Source organism: Bradyrhizobium macuxiense (assembly GCF_007993935.1).
GTDB lineage: Bacteria > Pseudomonadota > Alphaproteobacteria > Rhizobiales > Xanthobacteraceae > Bradyrhizobium > Bradyrhizobium macuxiense_A.
In genome coordinates this window covers 22,560-35,166 of sequence record NZ_VITY01000026.1, presented here as the reverse complement: position 1 = coordinate 35,166, position 12,607 = coordinate 22,560, and the positions used below count along the sequence as shown (strand labels likewise).

Genomic DNA, 12,607 nt, shown 5'->3' with positions numbered 1-12,607 from the left:
GGCATGGACGGCCTCCCGAATCGACCAATCCAGCCAATTGTGATGTGTCAGCTATGTCCCCGAACACCTGTCCGTGATCTGTCCGGTCTAAACACTCGTCCGGGCGATCCAGTATTCCAGAGACCTTCATTTGATTCGAGACGCCGCGGCGTACTGGATCCCCCGCTTTCGCGGGGGATGACGAGTGGGGCTGGTGACGAGCACGGTGCGATGACAAGCGGAGCAGGGGATGAGCCTCCGTTTGTGTTTCGTTCTCGCAGGCTAGGCGGTATCACTACCGCATGACAGCCCAGCCGATTCGCTCTCCCGTCCGCATCATCGGTATCGATCCGGGTCTCCGCCGCACCGGCTGGGGCGTGATCGAGACCGAAGGCAACCGCCTGGTCTATATCGGCTGCGGCTCGGTCGAGCCGCCGGACGATCTGCCGCTGGCGAGCCGGCTGCTCGCGATCCATGAAGGGCTTGCCGCCGTGCTCGGTGACTTCAGGCCGGCCGAGGCCGCGGTCGAGCAGACCTTCGTCAACAAGGACGGCGTCGCCACGCTGAAGCTCGGCCAGGCCCGCGGCGTCGCCATGCTGGCGCCCGCAATGTTCGGTATCTCGGTCGCCGAATACGCGCCGAACCAGGTCAAGAAGACCGTGGTCGGCGCCGGCCATGCCGAGAAGAACCAGATCCAGGTGATGCTGAAGATCCTGCTGCCGAAAGCCGAACCGCCAACAGCCGATGCCGCCGACGCGCTCGCGATCGCGATCACCCACGCGCATCACCGCCAGAGCGCCGCGCTGCGGCTCAGGGTGGCGAATCTATGAGGAGGGGCTGCGGCGAAGTGCGGTGTGAGGGAAGCACTCTGGTCAGGCTCCCTCCCCCCTTGCGGGGGAGGGTTGGGGAGAGGGGTACCGCTTGCTCGCCTGCGCGACGCAATGCGCGAACAACGCTCGCACCGCGCTCAGTCATTTCGCGCGTTTCATTGCTGGCTCCTCGTCACATCCCAGAGGTCAACGCCCGCGGCATACCCCTCTCCCTAACCCTCCCCCGCAAGGGGGGAGGGAACCCTTCCGCCGGTGTGTCCCTCACTGAAGCATTCGAACGCAGTGTGAGCGCCAAGCGCGGGGGCGCAAGATGATCGGCAAGCTGAAGGGCCTGATCGATTCCTATGGCGAGGACTACGTGATCCTCGATGTCGGCGGCGTCGGTTACCAGGTGCATTGTGCGAGCCGCACCCTGCAGGCGCTGCCGTCGCCGGGCGGAGCGGCCGTGCTCTCGATCGAGACCTATGTCCGTGAGGACGCGATCAAGCTGTTCGGCTTCCGCAGCGATCACGAGCGCGAGTGGTTTCGCCTGCTGCAGACCGTGCAGGGCGTCGGCGCCAAGGTCGCGCTCGCGGTGCTCGGCACCTTGCCGCCGACCGATCTCGCCAATGCCATCGCGCTGCGCGACAAGGCCGCGGTGGCGAGGACGCCGGGCGTAGGGCCGAAGGTCGCCGAGCGCATCGTCAGCGAATTGAAGGACAAGGCGCCGGGCTTTGCCGATGTCGATCCCGCGGTGGTCCAGCTCTCCGGCGCAATCGACAACAACCGTGCGCCGCGCCCGGTCACGGACGCGATCTCCGCGCTGGTCAATCTCGGCTACGGCCAGCCGCAGGCCGCCGCCGCCATCGCCGCCGCCTCGCGCAGCGCCGGTGAGAGCGCCGAGACCGCGCAGCTGATCCGGCTGGGGCTTAAGGAATTGTCGAAGTGAACACGCCCTCGCGCATCGTCACTCCCGAACGCCGCTCCGACGATGTCGGCGATACCGCGCTGCGTCCGCAGTCGCTGACGGAGTTCGTCGGCCAGGCCCAGGCGCGCAAGAATCTCTCGATCTTCATCGAGGCGGCGAAGAAGCGCGGCGAGGCGCTCGATCACGTGCTGTTCGTCGGTCCGCCCGGCCTCGGCAAGACCACGCTGGCGCAGATCGTCGCGCGCGAGCTTGGCGTCGGCTTCCGTGCCACCTCGGGTCCCGTGATTGCGAAGGCCGGCGATCTCGCGGCGCTGCTCACCAATCTGGAAGAGCGCGACGTGCTGTTCATCGACGAGATCCATCGCCTGAGCCCGGCTGTCGAAGAGGTGCTCTATCCTGCGATGGAAGATTTCCAGCTCGATCTGATCATCGGCGAAGGTCCCGCAGCGCGCTCGGTGAAGATCGAATTGTCGAAATTCACGCTGGTCGGCGCGACGACGCGCGCAGGCCTGCTCACCAATCCCTTGCGTGACCGCTTCGGCATTCCGATCCGGCTCAATTTCTACACCGTGGAAGAGCTGGAGAAGATCGTCACCCGCGGCGCCCGCGTGCTCAACATCGGCATGAGCCCCGACGGCGCCAACGAGATCGCGCGCCGCGCCCGCGGCACGCCGCGTATCGCCGGCCGCCTGCTGCGCCGCGTGCGCGACTTTGCATCGGCTGCGGATGCTGATTCCGTCGATCGCGGCATCGCCGACCGGGCGCTCAGCGCGCTTGAGGTCGACAGCGCCGGGCTCGATGCGATGGATCGGCGCTATCTCACCACCATCGCCCTGAACTATGGCGGCGGTCCGGTCGGCGTCGAGACCATGGCGGCGGCGCTGTCGGAGCCGCGCGATGCGATCGAGGACATCATCGAGCCCTATCTGATCCAGTGCGGCTATCTGCAGCGCACCCCGCGCGGCCGGCTGCTGACCTCGCACGCCTTCCGCCATCTCGGCCTCGCCGAGCCGAACCGTGATCCCTCGCAGTTCGGCCTGTTCGGCGGCAATGGCGACGAGGATTAAACCAAGGCTCTCGAAGACGTGAAGAAGCGTGTTGATGCAGTGCGTCGCGCCTACCGGTAACCTTGCGCGCTAATCATTGCGAAGCGTCTGCAGGCCGTCTGCACAAACGCGGCCCAATTTCGCCCAATCAGAGCGCGTATGATCGCTCAGGCATCACCGATCAAACGTCCATGATTTCACGTCGAAATTTTCTGCGCACCGCCGGCGGACTGACCGCCGCCACCGCCTCGACCGCGGCCTATGGTCTGAGCGAGCCGGTCGTTCGCCTCACGCTGACGCGCTACGACCTGTCGCCGCGGCAATGGCCGGCGGACTTTCCGCTCAAGATCGTAGCGCTTGCCGACATCCACGCCTGTGATCCCTGGATGTCGCTCGATCGCATCGCCGAGATTGTCGAGCGGACCAATGCGCTGAACCCCGACATCATCGTGCTGCTCGGTGACTATGTCGCGGGGCTGCGCCACGTCACGCGCTTCATTCCGGCTTCCGAATGGGCCGCGGTGCTGAAGGGCCTGAAGGCGCCGCTCGGCGTGCACGCCGTGCTCGGCAATCACGATTACTGGGAAGACAAGACGGTGCAGCGGCAGGGGCAGGGTGCGCCGGTCGCGCGCCGCGCGCTGGAGCGCGCCGGCATCCCGGTCTACGAGAACGACGCGGTGCGGCTCGTCAAGGATCACCGCCCGTTCTGGCTCGCCGGCCTCGGCGACCAGCTCGCCTTTATGGCGGCGCGGCGTTACCGCGAAGTCCGGCGCATCGGCGTCGACGATCTCAACGGGACGCTCGCGAAGGTCACCGACGATGCGCCGGTGATCCTGCTCGCGCATGAGCCTGACGTTGCGCTCCGCGTGCCCTCGCGCGTCGCGCTGCAACTGTCCGGCCACACCCATGGCGGTCAGATCCGGCTGCTCGGATGGTCGCCGGCGGTGCCGGTCAAGCACGGCATGCGGCTCGCCTATGGTCACATCAAGCTGAAATGCGACGTCGTCGTCTCCGGCGGCCTCGGCTGCAGCATCATGCCGTTTCGCCTCGGCGTGCCGCCCGAGATCGTGCAGGTCGCGCTCGGCGGGAAGGGACCGGTGGTGTCCTGATCGCGCTTGCGTGATCGAGGAATTTGCGCAACACGATTGTCGTTCCAAAGCATGATCCGGAAAAGATTCCGAAGAGATCATGCTCAAACGACCTCAATCGAGGGGCCGCAATTGACCTTACCCCATATCGACGGCGCGATCCGCGATGGCCGCCACCACATGCAGGTCCGGGTCTATTACGAGGACACCGACTTTCCTGATTTGCCGTTATCGTAGTAGGCCAACATGCCGATTTCTTCTCCCTTGCGCCGGTTTTCGGGGAAAAGCTTCATGCCGCAAAGGGCGGCACTGTTCAGGTAGGGCGTATATTCATAGGGCATCCGCTTGCGAACTGGATGCACCACAATGCAGTCAATCAAGTTACGGAAGGCGACGCGGGTTTCGATCGCTTTCGAATTGATCTTGAGCGCGGTGACCAATTTTCTAACTTCCGAACGGTAAAGTTCGCCGAACTTCGGGTGGTCGAACGGGATCACGTTCTCGCTGCTGTTGCCCAGCAGCTGCAAGCGCGCATCAACGTTTTCTCGCTCCATATCGCACTCATCGATCCGCTTGAGCAGCTCATCGGGTTTACGACGGCTGTTTGCGATGGCATATGATAGGCGCTCTATCTCGGCAGTTAGCGTACGGCGTCGACGCTCGAGGTTGGTGCGTTCGCTAACTTTTTTTCGATCTTTCTTGCGTTCCTCCTGCCAAGCACTCATCGCCTCTTCAATGGCTTTTGGCGAAAGCAATTTCACGTCGATCTTGACGGAAACGTCCTCAAGTAGAACGTCCATGTCAAAGCTACGGGTGTGCTCGCAGGTACCTCGCTGATGCGCGTTGGCGCATGCGGCGCGCGGCGCGCCATTCCGGGACGATTGCGCAATTCGCATATAGCCGTTGCAAACGCCGCACCGGAGGACACCGGCAAGCGGGTGCTCATTGTTGCGCGGAATCATTGAGCGACGCTGCGGCTTGCCGGTCGGCCCGAACATATGGACAGCGCGCGCGCTGCGAACCTTCTGCACCGTATCCCAGAGTGCTTGCGGAATGATCCGCAGCTCGGGATTCTTGACGATGATGTGCCGTTCTTCCGGATTGCGGCGCTTCTGTTTCTTCTGCGTTTCCGGGTTGAGAATTGTCGAGCGAACGTTCCAATGTATCTCGCCGATATACAACTCGTTGCCGATAATGCCGCGACCATGACGACCGCCAGTGATGCACTGATGATTCCAAATGGTGCGACCGGCCTTGTTCTTGTGACGGGTGGCGCCAGGGGAGGGCACACCTTCGCGGGAGAGATCAGCTGCAATATTTCGGGTTGAGCGGCCCGAAGCATATTCCTTGAAGATGCGGAGTACGATCTTTGCTTCGTTCTTATCGATCAAGCGCTCGCCGGGCGCACCAGGCCTCGGCCGATAGCCATACGCGTATGAGCCGGGAATTTTTCCATTAGCGACAGCGTTGTCATGGCCGCGCCGAACCTTGTCGGCAAGCTGCGGCTTGTAAATCGTGTTATAGAGACTTGCGATGCTGATATCGGTAGCGGTGGCGTAAATGCCTTTCTGATCCATCAGCTCAACGCCGTTGAACTCGAAAACCTGCTTTAGGCGCTGGATCGTTGCGGGATCGCGGGACAATCGGTCGAAATGCTCAACGATGACCACGTTAAAGTCATGGTTTCGAACACCGTTTAGCAATCGTTTATAGCCGTCCCGCGCATCTTCGGTAAGACCAGACTTTGCGGCGTCGACGAATTCATCGACGACATCTAGGTTATTGCGTTCGGCGACCTTTCGGCAGAGCAATAGCTGACCGTCAATCGAGGTCGCCTTTTGCATGTCGCTGGAATAGCGGGCGTATAGTACGGCTCTCATTTTGGGTGACGCTGCCGTCATGCCGTTCCCCTATCGGCTCCCCGTGACATCCTTTTCGTCCCGTGCAATCTGCCGCCCAATGGCGCGCGCCAGCTCAAGCCAAATTTCCTCATTATCGGGATTGTCCCAGCTCTGAGGGTGGGAAGGGTCAAGCGGTCGGATGATCGCCCTTTGCTCCCGAGGCGATCGGATTCGGGTACGCATTACAAGCTGGCCAGCGGATGTTAACGTAAAGTGCCGGCCCGCGCTACAGCCGGGCGGCAATCACTTGCGGCGCTTGATTCCAGGTTCGATCCCTCCCGTCCCCGTAAGGATTTTTTTGTGGTTTCATGACCCTCGCCGGCGCCACAATCCGATCTAAATCGTCCTTTGGCCACAGCTTCCGTTGGCTGCGGCCACAACCCGACGGGGATCATTGCAGGATCAGGATGGCGCATCACTTTTGCCTTTTCGAAGCGCTCACGGAAATCTCGATCTGCGGGCGGTGAGTCAATTCATGTTGGCCGCTGCAGCGGCAAATGAAAATGAGATTCTTCGAGTACATCAATGCCGGAATCGAGCGTTAGCGCACTCCTACGATTGTGGTCGTGGGCGGGAGCAGATCTGCTAAGCAAAGCGGAGTAAAAATACTTGCGCGTGACGGCGACGAGTTGATGGGCAGGGAGGCTTCCGCTGCGCTCGGCGATCCAGCGCTCGCGTTAATCTCGCGGGCAGTCAGACAACGTGAGCATCGGTTCGATCTAGTCTCTTGATGCTTCTCCAGACCTTCCGCGGCGCGTCCGCGCGGATGCGGTCAAGCATAACGGTCTTGAGGTCGGGCGAGTGGCTGTTTATGTCCGAAAATTGTAGCTCTTTTTCGGACATAGGGCAGTTCACTCTCCGAAATAGATATACAAATCTCGGACAATCTGTTCGTCGGTCACTTGAGGGGGAACGCCTTCCCCTGCGGCCGAGTCCCCGCATTGCTCCCGAAAGAGTGAGAGTGCTGACCGGGTTTTCCGCGACGGGTTGAGGGCTGGAGGAGAGGCCTCCGGCGCCCGTCATGGAGACGACCCATGTCCCAAGTCGAAGTTCTCAGCACCGGCCGCGACCGCATCGGCGGCTACAAGGTGGATCTTACCCGCGGTGAGCGAGTTGGCCGCGTATCCTCGGAGTGGTTCTCGCGGCCGGCGGACGAGCGCTATCTGTCCCTGTCGGACCTTCATGCCGCCGTGCGCGGACGGACCGAGCGTAGCCGGACCCGGACGGTGGAGAGCGCAGCGATCCGCGTCGAGGCGGATCGTAACGATGCGGAACGGCTGGCGCTAACGTTACCCGGCTCCGATACGCCTATCGCACCGACCCACTGGAGCTTCGGCCAACTCGCGAGCCTGGTCGGCGCGCCGGCCGCCTACCTCCGGCAGCTTCCGGCGCCGCTCGCTGGCATCAACCTCCAATTTGGCGTCAGCTCTCATCGAGGCGAGCAGGTCAAGACGCTCGAGATCGAAGACGGTCGCGTAGAGCTTCGCGCGGTTACGGGGCCCGAATACGGGCGTATTTTTGACCATGAACTCGTGGCGGCCGTTCAGCGCATCGCCGGCAATGGCACGGGCGACACGCGCTGGAAAGTCCCGGGCGTGCTCGACTGGTCGACCGGCGTCTATAATCCCCATGTCGACATCAGCCACGATACGACGACGCTCTACGCGTCCGACCGCGACGTCTTCCTGTTCCTGGTCGACGACCTCAATCCGATCGAGGCCGGCCGGCTGCGTGATGGCTCGCCGGACCTCTACTTTCGTGGCTTCTACTGCTGGAATTCCGAGGTTGGTGCCAAGACGCTCGGAATGGCGAGCTTCTATCTCCGCGCCGTCTGCCAGAACCGCAATCTCTGGGGCGTAGAGGATTTCGAGCAGATCACCATCCGCCACTCCAAATACGCCGCCTCGCGGTTCGCGCAGGAGGCGGTACCGGCGCTGACCAACTTTGCCAATTCCTCACCAATGCCGTTCGTCAACGGCATCAGGGCCGCGCGGGAAAAGGTCGTCGCCCGCACCGACGACGACCGCGGCGAGTTCCTGCGCAAGCGGGGCTTCTCGAAGACAGAGACAGCGAAGATCATCGAAACGGTGCTGGCCGAGGAAGGACGCAAGCCCGAGAGCGTCTTCGATTTCGTGCAAGGCATCACAGCGGTTGCGCGGGGCAAGACCCATCAGGACGCCCGACTCGATCTGGAGGCGCGCGCGAAGAAGCTGCTTGACCGCGCAGCCTGATACCCGGAAAGCCGGAGATGCGGAACGGCGTGTCTCCGGCTTCGTGCCTTTCCGTTTTTCCTGATCGTCGGTTTGTGGTGCGGCCCTCAGAGGTAGAGGGCCGCGCTGCGCTTCGGTAGAGTAGGGATGAAGCGCCTTGCCCCGTTGCCAGGGCAGGTTTCTTCATCCCCCGCTCCGAACCGGACATGCGAGTTTCCCCGCATCCGGCTCTCCATGCGTGGCGTTAGCCACGGGTGGCCCTCACAATGATGCGAGGGCGTTGGTCGCCTGCCAGAACTTGTTGTCTCCTTTAAGAAACCACTCGTCCGGACTGGCATTCCATCCGTTCGGTATGCGAAGGCCCCGATCCGGGTACAGCCGCCGTTTGGCATCAGCAAACTGAGCGAGCTTCTTTTCGCCCATTCGCCATCCGCTGCTTTTCTCTCCCGACTCGGTGTAGACTCGGCGTAGCTTCCTTCTCGACGCTGTGCCATGCTTCTTGCCGAGCCAGGATTTCAGGCGCCAGTACAGCCACCAGTCGTTCGTGGCGAACTCCTTCCATGCCCGTGAGGCATATCGGTAGTAGTTGCGCCAACCGATGATGACTGGGTTGAGATCGTCAATGAGGTCGGCGAGGGTGAAGCCGGTAGGCGTTTCCCGCACCTTGGCCTTGACCTTGTCACGCAGTAGCTGCGACTTGCTCTTCGGGATGAAGAGCATGCCGACGCGGCGTCCGGTGAGACGCATCTTTTCCTGCGAGACCCGATATCCGAGGAAGTCAAAGCCTTCCCGGACATCAGTGATCTTGGTTTTCTCCATCGACAATTCCATACGCAGCTCCTCTTTGAGGAACTGCGCCAGCGCCAGGCGCTCTTGTTCGGCATCCTGAAGTGTTCCCTGCACGAGGACGACGAAGTCGTCCGCGTAACGCACCACGTAAAAGCCCGGCCGACCACGTTTGTAGTCGGACTGCAGGCGCTGTTGCGCCCGCTCGCGAGTCTTGTCCCGTGGAGTGGGAATCCAGCGTTTATATCTCTCGTCGATGGCCGTGAGATAAACGTTGGCCAAGAGCGGCGAGATGATACCCCCTTGCGGGGTACCGGTTACCGGATGCCGAAGACTGCCTTCGATCATTATGTCGGCTTTCAGGAAGGCGAGGACGAGCCGCAGGACCTTGCGGTCCTGGATGCGGCGTCGAACCCGATCCATCAGCACGTGATGATCGATAGCATCGAAGCAACCCTTGATGTCGCCCTCGATCACATACCGGGTCCGCGAAGGACCGGCCGACGTCGGGTTCAACCTGTGCCGCACTCTGGACAGTGCGTCATGGGTGCTTCGGCCGGGGCGGAAGCCGTATGAGGTCGGATAAAAATCCGCCTCGAAGATTGGCTCCAACACCAGCTTGAGCGTCATTTGGACCAGTCGGTCTTTGAGCGTGGGTATGCCTAATGGGCGGAATTTTCCCGGCTTGCCCGGCTTCGGAATCAGCCTTTGCCGGACAGGTTGAGGGCAGTAGATTCCTTGTCGCAGTTCTCGCCGGGTATCCTCCAGAAAGCCTGCGACCCCATCGGGCCGCTCTTGGACCGCTTTACGCGTCACGTTGTCCGTGCCCGGAGTGTTGCTGCCCCTGTTACGGGCCAGCCGTTCCCAAGCACGAAGCAGCGTTCGGCGATCGCATACGATGTTGAACAGATCTGCAAACCTCTTGTCGGGGTCCGCAGCACTCCACCGATACAGCTTGCGCTGCATGTCGAGAATGAACTCGGTATTCACCGTGTTGGACAAGTTGTCCGTCTCCTGCTTGCAAGTTGTACTCACTGCCCGCCTTCGCCGTGTGGACGGCTTTCCCGTCCTCGAACTACTATGCGGGCTCCGACTCCGCCACGCGCGTTCGCCGGTCGCTTCGGCCATCCGTCCCCGAGGGGAGCGGAAACGCAGGCGGTCTCCCAAGTTCCACCGTTGCTCCTTGTCCGCTTTAGGAGCCGACTCTACCCCGTGTGGATTCCGGCCTCCGGGCCTTGCAGGCTTTCCCGGCTGCTGACGTCGGGTTACCCCGACGTCCCTGATGCGCACCCATCAATTGCACATCGGCGCTCCACAAATCTTTCGACTCGCTCACCCACTTCCGAGTTGGTGAGACGCCTCCTGACGGGGCTTCGGCCATCGGTTCGGTTTCCCTCTCCGTGGCGGACTCGCTAGCCGGACCGCTGTTGGGATCGGAAGTCCCCTCACGTCCGGCATTAGCGGGTTCTGCTGATGTACGGCCTCCCGGAAGCCCCCGGTCGGCCTTCACCCACTCGCTTCGCGCCCCACGCTGCACCGTGTGGCGGGGAGGGTGTCTCACCCTCCGGAGCTCTTCGGTAGTTGAGCGTCTAACTTCCGTGTGTTTCTCCTTTCTGGTCAGAGAGTTAGAGGGCTGCGCTTGGCGCACTGACGGGTTGGAGGCCCAGAGAGTGTCTTTGGGCCGCTCGTCGCGGAGTATCACCCATGGCGACTGCCGTTCAGAAGATCACCCTCTCGTCTTCGCGCGACATTCCCTTCAATAAGCTCGTGCTCAGCCAGTCAAACGTCCGGCGCGTAAAGGCCGGCATTTCCATCGAGGAGTTGGCCGAGGACATCGCCCGACGTACTTTGCTCCAAAGTCTCAACGTCCGGCCGGTCCTCGACGCCAAGGGCGCCGAAACCGGCATGTTCGAGATCCCGGCCGGCGGGCGCCGCTATCGGGCGCTGGAGTTGCTGGTGAAGCAGAAGCGACTGGCCAAGACCGCGCCGGTGCCATGCGTCGTGCGCGATCCGGCGACCGACATTCTCGCCGAGGACGATTCGCTCGCCGAGAACATCCAGCGCGCGCCGCTGCACCCGCTCGACCAGTTCCGCGCCTTCCAGGCAATGCGGGAGAAGGGCCAGAGCGAGGAGGACATCGCCGCTGCCTTCTTCACCTCGGTCAATTTGGTGAAGCAGCGCCTGCGCCTCGCCTCGGTCTCGCCCGTCTTGCTCGACGTCTATGCCGAGGACGGCATGTCGCTCGAACAGTTGATGGCCTTCACCGTCACCGCGGAGCATGCTCGCCAGGAGCAGGTCTGGCAGGCTATCTCCGGCTCTTGGCAGAAGGAGCCCTATCAGATCCGCCGCATGCTGACAGAGAAGACGGTGCGAGCCTCCGACCGGCGAGCCGTGTTTGTCGGCCTCGACGTCTACGAGGCGGCCGGGGGCGTGGTGCTGCGCGACCTGTTCGAGTCCGACGACGGCGGCTGGCTGGAGGACGTCGCTCTGCTCGACCGCCTGGTCGCCGAGAAGCTGAAGGCAGAGGCGGAAGCGATCGCCGCCGAAGGCTGGAAGTGGATCGATGTCGCGATCGACTTCCCCTACGGCCATACCCGAGGCTTGCGCGAGCTGGACGGCGTGCCCGCTGATCTCACGGCCGAAGAGCAGGTGACCATCGTGGCGCTCAGCGCAGAATATGCGAGGCTCGAAGCCGAGCATGACAGCGTGGACGAGCTGCCTGACGAGGTCGACCAGCGGCTCGGCGAGATCGAGACGGCTCTCGCCGCTTTCGATGATCGACCTGTCATTTTTCAGCGGGCCGACATCGCCCGCGCGGGCGCGTTCGTCGGCATCGACGCCGAAGGCACGCTCTTGGTCGACCGCGGCTATGTCCGGCCTGAGGACGAGGTGCCCGTGGCCGAGCCGGGGCAGGACAGCGATGGCGAACCCGCTGCTGCGGTCATGGACGGCGCCGAACCATCGGCCCCGGTCACACAGCGCGCCGTCATCACAATCGGCGGTCAGGTTGCGGAGCCCGAGGACGAGGACGATGATGCGGTGAAGCCGTTGCCGGACCGCCTGCTGACCGAGCTCACTGCGGAGCGGACGCTGGCGCTGCGCGACAAGTTGGCAACCACGCCTTCGGTCGCCTTCCAAGCGGTGCTGCACAAATTCTGCCTCGACGTCTTCTCCCGCTATTCCTCCTACGGGACGGCGATGGAGGTCTTCGTGCGCTGCGCCAGCTTCCCGGTGCAGGCGCAGGGGCTGAAGGACACGCCGGCGGCCAAGGCGATCGAGGCGCGTCACAAGTCCTGGGAGGGGCGCCTGCCGAAGGACAAGGCCGACCTCTGGGATTGGCTCACCGGCCTCACGGGGGACGAGCAGGCGTCGCTCTTTGCGCATTGCGCCTCGTTCGGCGTCAACGCGCTATACGAGAAGGCCGACCGCTACGGCGGCGGCACCACTCCGCACACCGTCGAGCAGCGCCTTGCCGACGCCGATCGCATCGCAAGCGCCGTCGATCTCGACATGGTGAGATCCGGCTGGCGTCCTACCGTCGAGAACTATCTCGGCCGGGTCCCGAAGCGCCGCATCATCGAGGCTGTGCGCGAAGGCGCCGGCGAGCGGGCGGCCCAGCTCATCGATCATCTCAAGAAGGGCGACATGGCCAAGGAGGCCGAACGCCTCCTGGCCGAGACCGGCTGGCTGCCCGAGCCACTGAGAATGGCCGATGCCGACCAGACGCCGACCGTCGACGCCGCGGAGCCCGACGGCGATGGCGATGCGCTGCCGGAATTCCTCGCCGGCGACGACGAGGAAGCTCCTGCCGATGAAGCGGACGAGCCGCACATGATCGCGGCCGAATAGCTCGACCACGC

8 protein-coding genes and 1 pseudogene are annotated in these 12,607 nt (G+C 62.9%); 7 read left to right on the top strand and 2 right to left on the bottom strand.

Annotation, left to right across the window (positions count from 1 at the left end; all coding sequences use genetic code 11):
* Positions 1-281: 281 nt before the first annotated feature.
* The 5 genes and pseudogenes from ruvC to FBZ93_RS41635 form a co-directional block, all read left to right on the top strand.
* Positions 282-809 carry a crossover junction endodeoxyribonuclease RuvC gene (gene ruvC, locus FBZ93_RS39620; RefSeq protein WP_146993127.1) on the top strand — a complete coding sequence of 176 codons (528 nt, stop codon included), beginning with the start codon at positions 282-284 and terminating at the stop codon, positions 807-809.
* 310 nt (positions 810-1,119) lie between these two features.
* Complete coding sequence (gene ruvA / locus FBZ93_RS39615; RefSeq protein WP_146993126.1) at positions 1,120-1,737, top strand: Holliday junction branch migration protein RuvA; 618 nt, start codon at positions 1,120-1,122, stop codon at positions 1,735-1,737.
* Entirely contained in the window at positions 1,734-2,783 is a 1,050-nt protein-coding gene (ruvB, locus tag FBZ93_RS39610) for a Holliday junction branch migration DNA helicase RuvB (protein WP_146993125.1), read from the top strand. The genes ruvA and ruvB overlap by 4 nt, the downstream gene beginning before the upstream one ends.
* A 170-nt stretch (positions 2,784-2,953) precedes the next feature.
* Positions 2,954-3,871 carry a metallophosphoesterase gene (locus FBZ93_RS39605; protein ID WP_146993124.1) on the top strand — a complete coding sequence of 306 codons (918 nt, stop codon included), beginning with the start codon at positions 2,954-2,956 and terminating at the stop codon, positions 3,869-3,871.
* 111 nt (positions 3,872-3,982) lie between these two features.
* Positions 3,983-4,066: pseudogene (locus FBZ93_RS41635) on the top strand (acyl-CoA thioester hydrolase); the annotation flags it as partial.
* On the opposite strand, the gene FBZ93_RS39595 reads toward FBZ93_RS41635, so the two are convergent.
* Positions 4,048-5,751, bottom strand: a complete 1,704-nt coding sequence (locus FBZ93_RS39595; RefSeq protein ID WP_146993123.1) for a recombinase family protein — start codon at positions 5,749-5,751, stop codon at positions 4,048-4,050. The pseudogene FBZ93_RS41635 and the gene FBZ93_RS39595 sit on opposite strands and share 19 nt — an antisense overlap.
* Positions 5,752-6,785: 1,034 nt before the next feature.
* Between FBZ93_RS39595 and FBZ93_RS39590 the strand changes: the two genes are divergently transcribed.
* Positions 6,786-7,982, top strand: a complete 1,197-nt coding sequence (locus tag FBZ93_RS39590; protein WP_146993122.1) for a DUF932 domain-containing protein — start codon at positions 6,786-6,788, stop codon at positions 7,980-7,982.
* A gap of 240 nt (positions 7,983-8,222) precedes the next feature.
* On the opposite strand, the gene ltrA is transcribed toward FBZ93_RS39590, so the two are convergent.
* Complete coding sequence (gene ltrA, locus FBZ93_RS39585) at positions 8,223-9,749, bottom strand: group II intron reverse transcriptase/maturase (RefSeq protein WP_246667851.1); 1,527 nt, start codon at positions 9,747-9,749, stop codon at positions 8,223-8,225.
* 702 nt (positions 9,750-10,451) lie between these two features.
* On the opposite strand from ltrA, the gene FBZ93_RS39580 reads away from it, so the two are divergent.
* Positions 10,452-12,596 (top strand): ParB/RepB/Spo0J family partition protein, encoded by a 2,145-nt coding sequence (locus tag FBZ93_RS39580; RefSeq protein ID WP_167529454.1) that lies wholly within the window; start codon positions 10,452-10,454, stop codon positions 12,594-12,596.
* Positions 12,597-12,607: the final 11 nt, after the last annotated feature.

Coding starts and splice junctions, on each gene's coding strand:
- ruvC (WP_146993127.1), top strand. CDS start 282: ATGACAGCCCAGCCGATTCGCTCTCCCGTCCGCATCATCGGTATCGAT.
- ruvA (WP_146993126.1), top strand. CDS start 1,120: ATGATCGGCAAGCTGAAGGGCCTGATCGATTCCTATGGCGAGGACTAC.
- FBZ93_RS39605 (WP_146993124.1), top strand. CDS start 2,954: ATGATTTCACGTCGAAATTTTCTGCGCACCGCCGGCGGACTGACCGCC.
- FBZ93_RS39595 (WP_146993123.1), bottom strand. CDS start 5,751: ATGACGGCAGCGTCACCCAAAATGAGAGCCGTACTATACGCCCGCTAT.
- FBZ93_RS39590 (WP_146993122.1), top strand. CDS start 6,786: ATGTCCCAAGTCGAAGTTCTCAGCACCGGCCGCGACCGCATCGGCGGC.
- FBZ93_RS39580 (WP_167529454.1), top strand. CDS start 10,452: ATGGCGACTGCCGTTCAGAAGATCACCCTCTCGTCTTCGCGCGACATT.